Below are 13,209 nucleotides of genomic sequence, written 5' to 3'. Positions count from 1 at the left end.
CTCATGCACTCGAGTGGCGTCATCTGAAGCGGGAAGCTGCGCTCGGGCGCCGTGCTCACTCGAGCCTGCCGACGGGCAGGCGCTTCGGTCCGGAGGGGAGCATCAACGACCCGGGCAGGCGTCGTTCGCGCCTGGGCGATCCGAAGGCGAGGACGCTGCAGACGAGCTCCTTCACGATCGCGCCGGGCCTGCCGGTGATCCTCAGCGGTCGGGGTTCGTCCGCTTTGCTGAGGAGCTGGATCAACCCGTCCTTCCGTCCGATGCTGATGCACTGGGCGCCGAAGCCCACATCAAGGCACTTCAGGGGCTCGCGGCGGAGGGTGCGGAGGATGTTGTCGGCTGCGTGAGCGCCGAGCGGCATGGCGACGGCGCATCCCATGCGGAGGTGGGCGCCGACTGACGCTGGTGGGCGCACCGCGTCGCCCGCCCCGAAGATCTCCGGGTGGGCGGGCACGCGCAGTTCTTCGTCGACGAGGAGCCGACCGATCGGGTCTACGGCGAGGCCACTCTGACGGGCGAGCGCCGGGACGGCGAACGATGCCGTCCACACCGTGACATCGCTCGGCACGAGTTCGCCGCCGTCGAGCTCGACTGCGCGCTCCGTCACGCTGCGGACGCCGGAGCCCTCCCTGACGGTGACGCCGAGCTTCTCGAGTGAACGCGCCACTGATCTCCGCGAGCCGAGCGGCAGGTGCCCCAGAACAGCTCCCCGCGAGATCAGAGTGACGGATGCGCTCGGGCGCTGCTCGGCGAACTCGGCCGCCGCCTCGACGCCGGTCGCCCCGCCGCCGACCACGACGATGCGCTGCTCGGGCGCTCCTGCCGCGATGGCGCCCCGCGCCGCGTCGGCACCGTCGACGTTGCTGAGCAGGTGCGCGAATTCCTCTGCCCCTGGGGCGCCGAGCGCGGCGACGCTCCCCACCGCGTAGACGAGGGTGTCGTAGGACTCGTGGGTCACGCCCTCCCCTGTCTCGATGGAGAGCATCCGCGTGTCTGCGTCGATGTCGCGGACGGTTCCGATGACGACTTCGATGCGGGCGTGCAGCATCTCGTTGAGTGGTGTTGCTGCGGTTGCTCGGGCCCCTGCGGCGACCTCGTGTAGGCGGATGCGGTCGATGAAATCACCGGTCGAGTTCACCATCCTGACTCGCACCCGTCGCGCCTCCGCGGGTTTCAGTGACGCTTGGATGCGGTTGGCGGCGAGGATGCCGGCATACCCGGCTCCGATGATGACGACGTTGTGCTGGGCTTCGTGGGTCACGTGTGCTCCTTTCGGGAACTGCTTCTCCAGTAGTGACCGGTGGCCGTCCCGAAATGTGACAGCCCCTCCGGGACCAGGGCACCGGTAGTACGTTGGGGAGCGCTCGTGGGGCCTCGGGCGTCACGGATCGGAGGACGATATGAGCTTCGCCGCTGATGACACCTCGGTGGGCGAGCTGCGCGCGCTCGGCGAAGAGTTCCAGACGCTGCGCCCTCGCCTCTTCGGCATCGCCTACCGGATGCTGGGAAGCGTCGCTGAGGCGGAGGACGTGGTGCAGGACGCGTGGGTTCGGTGGCAGACCACCGACCGGGCGAGCGTCCGCACGCCACTGGCGTTTCTGACGACCATGACGACTCGTCTGGCGATCAACGTCGCCGAGTCGTCGCGGGTGCGTCGGGAAACCTACATCGGCCCCTGGCTGCCCGAGCCGGTGATGACCGATTCCGACCCGACGCTGGGCGCGGAGAACGCGGAATCCCTCGCGGTGGGGATGCTGCTCCTGATGGAGCGGCTGACTCCGACTGAGCGGGCTGTGTACGTGTTGCGTGAGGCGTTCGATTTTCCGTTCTCCGAGATCGCCGAGGTGATCGATACGACGGAGGCGAATGCGCGGCAGCTCGGGCGCCGCGCGCGTCTGCATCTGCAGACGGCGGGCGCGCGGGAGGTGCCCGCTGAGAGACACGATCGCCTGTTGCGGTCCTTCCTCGAGGCTGCACAGACGGGGAACCTCGAACGGCTCCGGTCGCTTCTGACCGATGACATCGTCTACTACGGGGACGGTGGCGGAGCAGTATCGGCGGCGCTACGGCCGGTCGAGGGCCGCGACCGGGTCGGACGATTCCTGCTGGGCGTCGTGGACAAGGCGCAGGGCGCCTTCCAGGTCGATGTCATGTCGGTGAACGGCGCGGATGCGGTTGTGCTGCGCAAGGACGGTCAGCGCTACCTGGTGGGCATGATCGGCGTCAGCGACGCCGGGATCGACCGGATCTACTTCGTCATGAACCCGGAGAAGCTCAGCGCGTTGCGGTTCGCAGCCTGACCTGCTCCGCTCAGGTACCAGAGGAGGCCGATCGCGTGCGCCAAGGGGGTGCGGGGGCGGCCATCGTCAGTGCCAACATCGGACGCTCTCCGCCCCTGGCGGACAATCGCAGATGTGGGGCGACTTGCCGCCTAGGCTGAGCCTCCTGCCTAGGGGAAGGAACCGCTATGAGCATGGAAGGCGCGGCCTGGAGTTCGCTCTACAAGATCTCGTCCGCGAAGGATGGGAAGCACGGCTTCTCGCGTGAGTCGGTGCGGCGCATCCTGACGTTCGCGGTGCCCTACCGGTCGAAGCTGGTGCTGTTCATCGCCCTCTCCATCGTGGGCGCGTTCCTCGCGGTCGCGACGCCGGTCCTTGCCGGGCAGGTGGTGGATGTCATCGTCGCGAAGGGCGCGCTCTCGACGATCGTCTGGCTTGCGGTCCTGATCGCCGTCGTCGCCGTCGCCGACGCAGGCGTGTCGCTCGTGACGCGCTGGTACTCGGCGCGGATCGGCGAAGGCGTGATCCTGGACCTCCGCACGGCCGTGTTCAACCACGTGCAGAAGATGCCGATCGCGTTCTTCACGCGCACGCGGACGGGCGCCCTCGTGAGCCGCCTCAACAACGACGTGATCGGCGCGCAGCAGGCGTTCAGCGGCACACTGTCTGGCGTGGTCACGAACCTGGTGGCGCTCATCCTGACGCTCATCGTCATGCTCAGCACGTCCTGGCTCGTGACGGTGCTCGCAGTCATCATGCTCCCCATCTTCCTGATTCCCGCGCGCCGCATGGGCAGTCGCCTGGCCGCGCTACGCCGCGAGGCCGCCGACCACAACTCGGCCATGAGCACGCAGATGACCGAGCGCTTCTCGGCGCCCGGTGCGACGCTCGTCAAGCTCTTCGGTCGGCCGGATGAGGAAGCCGAGGAGTTCCGCGTCCGCGCAGCCCGGGTCCGCGACATCGGGGTTCGCACCGCGATGCTGCAGTTCGTCTTCTTCACCGCGCTGATGCTGGTCTCGGCGCTCGCGCTCGCGCTCGTCTATGGGCTGGGTGGTGCCCTCGCGCTCGGCGGCCAGCTGGAGACCGGCGACGTGGTGACTCTTGCGCTGCTCCTCACCCGCCTCTACGCGCCGCTCACGAGCCTCGCGAATGCGCGGGTCGAGATCATGAGCGCCGTGGTCAGCTTCGAGCGAGTCTTCGAGGTGCTGGATCTCGAGCCGCTCATCAAGGAGAAGCCGGACGCCGTTACCGTGCCCGAGGGCCCGGTGTCTGTCGAGTTCGACGACGTGCACTTCGGCTACCCGTCTGCGGACAAGGTGTCGCTCGCCTCCCTCGAGGAGGTGTCGACGCTGGATACCCGCGGTGGCGAGGAGGTGCTGCACGGTGTGTCCTTCCGGATCGAGCCGGGGCAGACCGTCGCCCTCGTCGGCACGTCGGGTGCCGGCAAGTCGACGATCGCGCAGCTCCTGTCGCGCCTGTACGACGTCGACAGCGGCGCTGTGCGCCTCTCGGGGACGGATGTGCGCGACGTCACCTTCGCCTCGATGCGGCACACGCTTGGCATGGTGACGCAGGACGGTCACCTGTTCCACGAGACGATTCTCTCCAACCTGAAGCTGGCGAGGCCGGAGGCGTCGGAGGACGAGGTGTGGGATGCGGTGCGCCGTGCGCGCCTCGAGCCGCTCATCCGGTCGCTGCCTGACCAGCTGGACACCATGGTGGGTGAGCGCGGCTACCGCCTGTCGGGTGGCGAGCGTCAGCGGATGACGATCGCGAGGCTCCTGCTCGCGCAGCCGCGCGTTGTGATCCTCGATGAGGCGACGGCAGCGCTCGACTCGACGTCGGAGGCCGCCGTGCAGGCGGCGCTGAGTGAGGCGCTCGAGGGGCGGACGGCGATGGTGATCGCCCACCGCCTGTCCACGATCCGCAGCGCGGACATGATTCTCGTCGTCGAGGACGGTTCGATCGTGGAACGCGGTACGCACGAGGAGCTGCTTGCCGCGGCTGGGCGGTACGACGAGTTGCACCGGACGCAGTTCGCGGTGCAGAAGAAGCTGGCGGCGGATGCGGATGCGGATGCGGCGGGTGGTTCCTGAGTTCGACGCGGGAAGGCGCCTCTCGGGCACCTGACCTGAGCGCGGTCGGCGTAGGGTGAGGTGATGTCTGACATGCCCTCTTCAGTTCCTGCGTCCGTTCCTGTCGACCTTCCGCTCGAGCAGCGGTTGGCGGCGGCCGTCGAGCGGTACGGCCAGTCCGAGTTCGTCGAGCGAGTGCTCGGCCTCATCAAGGGGCATGACGAAGGCGACGACCTACTCCTCTTCGTCGGCGGCGATCACGCGCAGGGAATCCTCGATGGGGCGCCCGTGCTCTACTGGCCCGAGCTCTGGGGCACCCGGGCGTTGCTGTATGTCTGGGATGAATCGGCCGCGCCTGCGGTGATCGGCACGCTCGGCAACCCGGCTTGGCGCGTCCGTGAAATGGGAGCAAGGGTTGTCGCGGCGCGCGAGCTCGCAGCTGTATCCGAACTGGCCGGGATGCTCGTCGACAGCGTGGCTCGGGTGCGATCGGCAGCCGCAAGGTCCTTAGGCGCCGTAGGCAAGCTCGAGGACGTGGATCGCCTGCGCCCGCTGCTCAAGGACCCCGAGATCGATGTGCGGCGGAGTGCGCAGCAGAGCATCGACGCGCTGCGCGCGAGGTTCCCGCGAGACTAGGAGGCTTAGCGATTCGGCTCGCTCTACCGGTTCCGGGGTGAGGTGGAGCCGGCTAAGACGCTCAGAAACACGTTGCGGGCGGGCAGCTGGCCAGTCGGCCCGGCGAGCTCACCATCGACCTCGGCAAGACTACCAACCCACCGGCAACCCCACAGGACCCGCCGGAAATCGAAATAGCTCGAACCTGCAACTTCAGCGTCGAGCTATCACGATGTCTTGACCAGTTCACCTTACGGACAAGCCTCTTGAGAGCTTCGAGAATAGCCGGGTCCACCGGATCCTTCGCTTTGATCTCTTTGCTGAGTGCACCCAGCACCTCAGCTATGAGGCTCTCCTTGGCGCCAACTGCCGGGTCGTAGAGCCAGCGCTGCGTCGGATAACCAGCACCACACGCTCGCCGTGCAAGGAACGCTCCCTAATCTCGGACTTGACCAGCTCCAGCACGCTAGTCTTGTCACTGCCCCAAGCACCAGAGAGGCCGATTGCCACTGGATCAAGTACTCGAAATTAGCATCGGCTGCGGTCTCGTCTACAGCCTGAAACGACAGTAGATCTTGGGTGGCGGGTTCATCAGACCAAAGCGGATACTTCGACGTCACGCTGTGCCCTCCACATCCCACTCCTCGCTGGCCAACGGAGCTCCGTTTAGCTCGTCGCGGCGCGCTCGCCAGTCCGGCACATGCTTGTCCATGAGTTCGATGAATTGATCGTTGTGCGTGCGCTCGATCAGATGCACGAGTTCGTGAACCACGATGTACTCGAGGCAGCGTGGGTTCTTCTTGGCGAGTTCAGGGTTGAGCCAGATGGTGCGAGAGGCTGTTTGACAGGTGCCCCATTTGGTCTTCATCTTGCGCACGACAAACTTCGAGGCTTTCACACCGACGAGCGGTTGCCACTTCTCCAAGAGCGGTCGCACCGCTGCTTTGAGTTCATTACGGTACCAGCGGTCGAGCACGGCCTTGCATTGGTCGCCGCTGTGATCGCGAGGGGTGGTAAGCCAGAGGGTCTTGCCAGCAACGCTGACCCGCGACCGCCCGTTGCGCGATGCGTCTAGGCGCAAGCGCTCACCCCACACATAATGCGTCTCACCGGAGACCATGTGGCGTTCCGTCTGACGGTCAGCGTTCTGCAATTGCACGCGCTGCTTCTTAATCCATGGCAATCGTTGCACGATCGCCAGTCGGATCGCGTCCTCACCAATACGATGCGGTGCCGCAACCCGCACGCGACCGACCGGCGGATAGACGGAGATATGCAGGTTCTTGATGTCCTTATAGACAACATCGATACCGAGCCCAGCAACAGTGAGGTAGGCACTAGCGGTACTCATCACGAGCCTTCACGAGTTCAAACAGTTCGTCGAATCGGTCGAATCCATCGGGCAGGGCACGGCGAATCTCACGAGCCAGCGCTCGCTCCTTCATCTTGTTACCAACCCAGCCGTGCTCCTTCTGGTGCATCACGGTGTAATCGACGATGATGGCGAGGTTGGAGTCAGGGAAACTGAAGTCGACGAGCGCACGCTGAGCACCGGTCCTCGCCCATTCCGGATACACCGTGTCCGATCCACCTGTGCCTACCTTGGTCGCCAGATCGAAAAGCTGCTTCAGATATGCCTTGTAGTCGAGGGCATCTTGGCGGCGCTGCTCGATAAGCGCGTCGAGCAGCTCGGACATTCGGTCGTAGTAGCGCGGGTTAAGCGCTCGTTCGTCGACAATAGTCTTGCGCACGTTGTTGACGATGGTCTCGGCTACCGCTTCGGGGTTCTTGCGGATCCCGGGAGGCAGGGAATCGAGCGCGCCTTCGCCGCGTTCGATGATCAGGTCAACCAGACCCTTCTCGAATGTGGCCACAACCTCTGACGGATCGGCCTGGATGTAGGTGTCGAGGAGGGCACGCATGCCGGCCTCGAACTGCTTCATGTCGATGTTCTCGCCAGCGCCGAGCTCGACCTCGTCGCGAACAGCCACAAAGTGGTCGACTTCTTTCTTGATCGCTGCGGCTTCCGCAGGCGAGTAACCAGCTGCGTCCATATCGTTTGCCAGAGCGGCATACGCGCGAACCAGACCTGCGACGCTCTTGTACAGTTCAACGCGCTTCGGTTCATTTGCCTTGATCTGCCCAGCGTCTCCCGGTATCGCTGCTACGAAGTAGTGCTGGTACTCGAGTGTTCCCTTAGGTGGTGCCACCGGTTCAATCAGCGCCCGGATCTTCTCAAGCGCCTCGTCGAGGTCCCGACGCCCTTGTTTAACGCGGTCTTTTAGTAGACCCTTGACGTCCTTCTCCTCGTAGCCATCGAGCGCACCAGAGATGTAGTCGGTAATCGCCGACTCGAGCGAGTTGAACAGATCCCGGTAGTCGATGATGTACCCGTAGGTCTTATCGTCACCATCGAGCCGGTTGACGCGGCAGATCGCCTGAAACAGGCCGTGATCGCGCATCTTCTTGTCGATGTAAAGGTAGGTTGCGCTCGGAGCATCGAAGCCGGTCAGGAGTTTGTCGACCACGATGAGCAGCCGCATCTGGCCGGGCTCCTCAATGAACCGGCGTTTGACTTCCTTCTCAAACTCTTCGATCCGGCCGACGGCATCGTCTGCTGGTTCGTCAAAAAAATCGGCCAACATCCGACGATAGATGTCGTACTGCCGCAGCTTCTCAGTCGCTCCCGCACCGGAGTCTTCCTTGGAGATATCCCCTGGGTTCGGCACGTAGCTCGTGACGATGGCGACTTTGTCCTTGAACCCGGCGTTGACGAACATCTCGTAAAACTTGCATGCCTGGTAGATGCTGTCGCCCACCAGCATCGCGTTGCCGCGACCACTCACCAAGCGAGGCTCAGTCTCCATATCCAGCAGAATGTCCTGCACGATCTGCTTGGCGCGCGGCTCGGCAGAGACGACCTTCTGCATCGTGCCCCATTTCTTCTTGAGGCGGGCCTTGCTGAGATCGGTGAGGCCCTTGGTCTTGGTCTCGAACCATTTGTCCACCTTGTCTGGACTGGTCAGATCCTGGTCGATGTTGCGCGCCTCGTAGCGCAGGTCAAGCACGACCCCGTCCTCGACCCCCTCGTCGAACTTGTAGGTGTGGATGAACGAGCCGAAGGTCTCGATGCTGGTCGCTTTGTCTGCTTTCAAGAGTGGGGTGCCGGTGAAGCCGATGAACATCGCACCTGGGAGCAGTTCCTTCATGGCCCGATGCATCTTGCCCGACTGGGTGCGGTGCGCCTCGTCCACGAAGACGAAGAGGTTGCCCTTCGCCACGAATCCGGCAGGGAGGCGCGAGCGCAATTCAGCAATGAACTCGTCACTGGTGCGGTCGACTTCTTGGTCATCATCGCTGCCACGGAACTTGTGCACCAACGAGCCGATTAGCCACGGGTCATGCTTGTTTAGCTGCGTCAGCAGATCCGCACCCGACGTGGTGCGGTAGATCGATTCGTTGACACCGCCAAACACGTTCTCGATCTGCTCATCGAGTTCGGTACGGTCAGTGATGATCAAAACCCGTGACTGCGGCTGGTGTTCTCTGATCCACCTAGCCAACCAGAGCATCGTCAGACTCTTTCCAGAGCCCTGCGTGTGCCAAATAATACCGCCCTCGCGCTTTGCGATGCGTGTCTGCGTTGCCTTCACGCCGAAATACTGGTTATGACGAGCGGTCTTCTTCTTGCCCGCGTCGAACACCATAAAGTCGTGGATCAGTTCGAGGAAGCGACCCTTCGAGCACATTTGCGCAATTGCTCGGTCAAGGGGTTGGGCAACGTCGGCGCCGACGGTGCTGTCCTCTGGCTCTTTCCACCCCAACCAGTACTTCTCAGGAGTCTCGATAACACCGTAGCGCAACCCCTCGACGTCGTTACCTGCGAACACGAGCTGAACGGTCGAGAAGAACGGGCGAATGAAGTGGGCGCTCTGGTTGCCAATGCTCTGACGGATGCCCTCAGAAACACTGACCTTGGATCGTTTGAACTCGATGACACCAAGAGCGAGCCCGTTGACGTACATCACCACGTCAGGGCGTTTGTTATGGGCCCCCGCGATGGAAACTTCCTCTGCCACCACGAAGTGGTTGACCTCGGGATCGTCCCAGTCGACCAACCAGACCGTCTCAAACTGATCACCAACCCCGCGCTTGACCTTCACTCCATAGCGCAGCAGATCGTAAACGTCACGGTTGGCCTCGTAGAGGGTACGAACACCACCAACAGAGCTGGCGGCCTCCACGGCATGGAGCACCTTTCGGATGACCTCTTCGTCGTACCCGCGGCTGTCCAGGTAATGGATCAGCGAATTCTCATCGATGTTGCTGCTCTCGTACGCCTCAAGGTTGCCACCGTAGTCATACCCGAGGCGCTCCTGGAAGAACTTGACGATGCGGTCCTGCGTCTTCCGTTCGATCTGTCCGACCGTACTCATACCGAAACCTCCTCAGCCACAGGTAGGCGAGTGCGCCCAGTCAACAGCTCCTGCATCATTCCTTGCTTGATGGCGCGGGTTGACTCGAGGCGACGCTCGAGAATCTCCAGTTCATCGTCGACGTCCCCGATGACCCGAGCGATCGCCCGTTGCTCCTCGACTCGGGGCATGTAGATGTTGAGCTTCTTGATGATTGTCAAATTGAGGCCCCCACGGCCACCGTCACCCGTTGACTCTCCACGAAGTTCCATATAACGCGTATCAAGGTTGTAGTACAAGAAGTCCGAATCATGCTCGTCGCTCGGAAGTATCCCTGCAATCGACTGATTAGTAGACAACTCGACTCGCGAAACAGCGACAGTGCCGCGGGTCTTACCTTGACCTGCCAGCGCCATAAGAACCGTACCCACAGGCAACAGCTGAGCAGCCGACTCACGAAGACCAGCAGCCGTGATACGCCCGGCAACCTCGCGCACGCGCTTCTGATGGATCTCGCCTGAACTCATCCAGCGGTTTTCACCACCCCAGTAACGAGGCACAGAAGTCGACGGCGTGCCACCTGCCCGCACTTGAGTAAAGTCCCCCACGTTGCTCACTCGCCACGAGTCTCTAAACCCAGGAAGTCGCGTGCGGCCGGTCAGCAGTTCCTGCATCATTCCTTGTTTGATGGCGCGCTTCTTCGCGATTGCTCGCCTCAACGCGTCCATGAGTTCATCGGCATCCCAGAGCGCTGACGAGATGCGGATCTGCTCTTCGCGGTCAGAGGGAACGGTGACTTGAAGCCCGCGTACGATCTCTGAGTTGACATTCATCTGAGACCCAGACTGGCCTGCCTCACGAAGCCGCGCCTCTGAAGCTTTCAGCAGATAAAGCATGAACCTCTTGTCAGCTTTGAGATCCTCAAGGGCGACAAACCCATCATGTATACACGCCGGAACACCAGTGACGACTGGGATACCCACTGTCGCAGCAATGCTCATGATGAGAGTGCCAGGTTTCAGGTACCTACTACGTGCAATTCCGTCGGCGGACAGCGCTTGCGTTGTTTCGCGCAACGTCCGGCCATCGGAACGGTTGACGTCGGCTATGCGGATCCAACGAACCTCGCCGTCGTTGTCGAACCAGCGAGGCGATGCGATGGGTCGCGGAGATGCGCCTCGCGCAACCGCGGACAGGCCCCCAATCGTGGTTGTCATCCAGGCTGAGGGCGTCATGCGTCGACCCCCATCGCAGCCAGGTGGGCCGAGATCTTCGCACTCAAAGCCTCGACCTCGGTGTCGAGATCGCTCACGGTCTGCGCGTAGCGAGCGCCAAGCACGTTCAGCCGCCGCACGAGCGCTTGGATCAGTGCTGCACGCTCTGCCTGGACTCCTGTTGCTATGCGGTGACCCCACTTGTCATCGATGACAAGGCTCTGAATTTCGGCCGTGGAGAGCTGCGCATACTGCTTGAGCGTCTGCTGGTCGAGCGCGAGCCGGGCGTCCTTGGCGGCCTTCTTCGCGGCCGTCTCTGCGTTGAACAGGCTGACGACGTGAACGAGTGCCTTGAGCTCATCATTGTCAGCGCCTTCGGCCTTGGCCGCCTTGAGTCGGGCAGTTGCGGTTTTGTTGGCTACCTTGCCGTCGTCATCGGTTGCATCGGCCAGCAATCCTTCTTCTACAGCGTGCTCTTCGACGTACTCCTCGATTGACTGACCGGCAGCCTCAACGGCGGCTTCCAGAGCATCGAGTTCGGCCTGCTCATTGGCAAAGTAACGTGCGACGATCAGCTCTGGCGGGATCAGGTCCATCACCCAGCGCTGTGCCTTGACACCAGTGCCGAACGTAATGTGTGCTGATTCGTACTTTGGCTTCTTGTTCTTGTCGTATCCGAGGATGCGAGCCGCGCGCGGCTTTGCCGCGCCGTCCCAGCCCTCGCCCATGATCAAAGCCACGTCGTCGTGCATGACGTCATTCCAGTAGCTCATCAACTGCTCATACACGGCGTACTCATCCAGGAGAGGCTGCGTGCGAAACGCTTCGAGAAGACTATCTCCCAGATCAGCAGCTAGTTCTGCGGGGCGCGTCGTCTCTGAAATGCCTCGAAGGACCACCTCGTGACTCTTCCACCAGCGACCGATGATGACGTTGGTATTACCAACGAAGGATGCATACTCAGTTGAGTCAGTGATCCTAGCTTGAATGTCTGACTTGTCGACCGCCAACTCGCTATACCCCTCACGCAATAGGTTGAAAAGCGTCGAGCGAAGGGCCGGGAACGCGTCCCAGTACGGCTGCAGAGCGTCAAGGTCGCGGTTCGGGATCCCACCCTTGAGGTGGGCGTGCAGGTCCTGGATATCCTCGGGCCGCGAGCTATCGATGTAGCGAGGGATGTTCAGGTTGAAATCGTTCTTCGGGTCTGCGATCTCGCCCAGTGGCACCATGCGCGAATATCGAGGCACCTCAAGCTGCCTCGTGAACGTGTCGATGATCTGGTGCATGTCGCGCGGACGCAGGCGGTTTTTATTGCCGTCCTTCGTGAATCCCTTGCTGGCATCGATCATGAATATGCCAGCGCGCCCGACAGCGTTCTCCTTATCGAGCACAATGATGCAGGCCGGGATGCCGGTGCCGTAAAAGAGGTTCGCGGGAAGACCAATGATCCCCTTGACGTACCCGCGCTTGATTAGTTCCTTGCGGATCGTTGCTTCGGCGTTGCCACGGAAGAGCACACCATGCGGCAGGACCACTGCGCCCTTGCCCGCGCTCTTCAAGCTCTTGATCATGTGGAGCAGAAAAGCGTAGTCACCGTTCTTCTCCGGCGGACGGCCGAAGCCGTCGAAGCGTCCGTACTCATTCTCTAGCCCGTTGTTCCATGACTTGATGCTGAAGGGCGGGTTGGCGACCAGGTAGTCGAAGGTCTGGAGATCGCTGCCACGGAGGAACTGCGGGCTAGTGATCGTGTCACCCTGACGAACGTCAGCCGTCGCGTTACCGTGAAGCACCATGTTCATCACGGCAAGTGCCCGCGTCGCGTTGTCTTTTTCCTGACCATAGATGGTCAGCCCGTTCGGAGCGGCATCCGCGACCTTGAGGAGCAGGGAACCAGAACCGCAGGTCGGGTCGTAGACAGTGGCCGATTTCGGAGTGTCTGGCTTGATGCCAATGAGCGCCGCCATGACGCGCGAGACCTCAGCGGGTGTATAGAACTGCCCCTTGCTCTTGCCCGACTCGCTGGCGAAGTGCCGCATCAGGTACTCGTAGGCGTCGCCAAGTAGGTCATCGCCTTCGGCACGCGACCCCGTGAAGTCGAGGTCCTGGAAAATACCGATCAGCTTGGTGAGCCGGTCAACGAGCTCCTTGCCCTTGCCGAGCTTGTCTGGGTCGTCGAAGTCAGCATTGTTGATGACTCCCTGCAGGTCATTGGCGTCAGCCAATCTTCGGATGGCGACGTTGACCCGCTCGCCGATGTGCGGCTGCCCCTTCAACTCAACTAGGTCGTCGAAGGATCCGCCCTCGGGGACCTCAACGTCGGCGTACGGATCGGCCTTGGCCTTATCCGAGACGTACTTCACGAACAGCAGGGTCAGCACAAAATCTTTGTACTGGCTGGCATCCATGCCCCCACGGAGCTCGTCCGCTCCGGCCCAGAGCGAGCTATACAGGTCAGACTTTTTGAGAGCCACGGTCACACCACGCCCCTTGATGGCACGTCGCGTGCCGGGTGTGTTGACTCAATATGTTGCTTCATCGGGGCGTTCTCCTCCGCGCCGAGGGCGCGCCTTAAGTTGTGCTCACAGTGCCGTGTCCTAGGCTACCGGCGACC

Annotated in this window: 9 protein-coding genes; 3 read left to right on the top strand and 6 right to left on the bottom strand. The window is 62.4% G+C overall.

The annotated features are described in order from the left end of the window. Positions 1-55: 55 nt before the first annotated feature. Positions 56-1,261, bottom strand: a complete 1,206-nt coding sequence (locus C5C17_RS06730; protein WP_181028511.1) for an NAD(P)/FAD-dependent oxidoreductase — start codon at positions 1,259-1,261, stop codon at positions 56-58. A gap of 139 nt (positions 1,262-1,400) precedes the next feature. Between C5C17_RS06730 and C5C17_RS06725 the strand changes: the two genes are divergently transcribed. The 3 genes from C5C17_RS06725 to C5C17_RS06715 all read left to right on the top strand — a co-directional run bounded on the left by C5C17_RS06725 (position 1,401) and on the right by C5C17_RS06715 (position 4,990). Then, on the top strand, positions 1,401-2,300 hold the full coding sequence (locus C5C17_RS06725) for an RNA polymerase sigma-70 factor (protein ID WP_104252611.1): 900 nt from the start codon (positions 1,401-1,403) through the stop codon (positions 2,298-2,300). Between the two features lie 167 nt (positions 2,301-2,467). Continuing rightward, the gene (locus tag C5C17_RS06720; RefSeq protein WP_104252610.1) at positions 2,468-4,375 is read left to right on the top strand and encodes an ABC transporter ATP-binding protein; all 1,908 of its coding nucleotides are present in this window, start codon (positions 2,468-2,470) and stop codon (positions 4,373-4,375) included. 72 nt (positions 4,376-4,447) lie between these two features. Then, positions 4,448-4,990, top strand: coding sequence for a HEAT repeat domain-containing protein (locus tag C5C17_RS06715; RefSeq protein ID WP_258066038.1), 543 nt, complete (start codon positions 4,448-4,450; stop codon positions 4,988-4,990). Positions 4,991-5,311: 321 nt separating this feature from the next. Here the strand turns inward: C5C17_RS06715 and C5C17_RS19130 are convergent, their stop codons facing one another. The 5 genes from C5C17_RS19130 to C5C17_RS06690 form a co-directional block, all read right to left on the bottom strand. After that, positions 5,312-5,479 (bottom strand): P-loop NTPase fold protein, encoded by a 168-nt coding sequence (locus tag C5C17_RS19130; protein WP_219820481.1) that lies wholly within the window; start codon positions 5,477-5,479, stop codon positions 5,312-5,314. A gap of 106 nt (positions 5,480-5,585) precedes the next feature. Continuing rightward, a complete protein-coding gene (locus tag C5C17_RS06705; RefSeq protein ID WP_104252608.1) occupies positions 5,586-6,320 on the bottom strand; it encodes a M48 family metallopeptidase in 735 nt (244 codons plus the stop codon). Then, positions 6,307-9,405 (bottom strand): type I restriction endonuclease subunit R, encoded by a 3,099-nt coding sequence (locus tag C5C17_RS06700; RefSeq protein WP_104252607.1) that lies wholly within the window; start codon positions 9,403-9,405, stop codon positions 6,307-6,309. The genes C5C17_RS06705 and C5C17_RS06700 overlap by 14 nt, the downstream gene beginning before the upstream one ends. Beyond that, entirely contained in the window at positions 9,402-10,619 is a 1,218-nt protein-coding gene (locus C5C17_RS06695) for a restriction endonuclease subunit S (protein WP_104252606.1), read from the bottom strand. Before C5C17_RS06695 ends, C5C17_RS06700 begins: the two co-directional genes overlap by 4 nt. Then, positions 10,616-13,075, bottom strand: coding sequence for a class I SAM-dependent DNA methyltransferase (locus C5C17_RS06690; protein ID WP_258066036.1), 2,460 nt, complete (start codon positions 13,073-13,075; stop codon positions 10,616-10,618). The genes C5C17_RS06695 and C5C17_RS06690 overlap by 4 nt, the downstream gene beginning before the upstream one ends. Between the last annotated feature and the right edge of the window lie 134 nt (positions 13,076-13,209).

It is taken from the genome of Pseudoclavibacter sp. RFBA6, assembly GCF_002931575.1.
In the GTDB taxonomy this organism is placed as follows: Bacteria; Actinomycetota; Actinomycetes; order Actinomycetales; family Microbacteriaceae; genus Pseudoclavibacter; species Pseudoclavibacter terrae.
This window is presented reverse-complemented; position numbering and strand designations above follow the sequence as displayed.

Coding starts and splice junctions, on each gene's coding strand:
- C5C17_RS06715 (WP_258066038.1), top strand. CDS start 4,448: ATGCCCTCTTCAGTTCCTGCGTCCGTTCCTGTCGACCTTCCGCTCGAG.
- C5C17_RS06705 (WP_104252608.1), bottom strand. CDS start 6,320: ATGAGTACCGCTAGTGCCTACCTCACTGTTGCTGGGCTCGGTATCGAT.
- C5C17_RS06695 (WP_104252606.1), bottom strand. CDS start 10,619: ATGACGCCCTCAGCCTGGATGACAACCACGATTGGGGGCCTGTCCGCG.
- C5C17_RS06725 (WP_104252611.1), top strand. CDS start 1,401: ATGAGCTTCGCCGCTGATGACACCTCGGTGGGCGAGCTGCGCGCGCTC.
- C5C17_RS06700 (WP_104252607.1), bottom strand. CDS start 9,405: ATGAGTACGGTCGGACAGATCGAACGGAAGACGCAGGACCGCATCGTC.
- C5C17_RS06720 (WP_104252610.1), top strand. CDS start 2,468: ATGAGCATGGAAGGCGCGGCCTGGAGTTCGCTCTACAAGATCTCGTCC.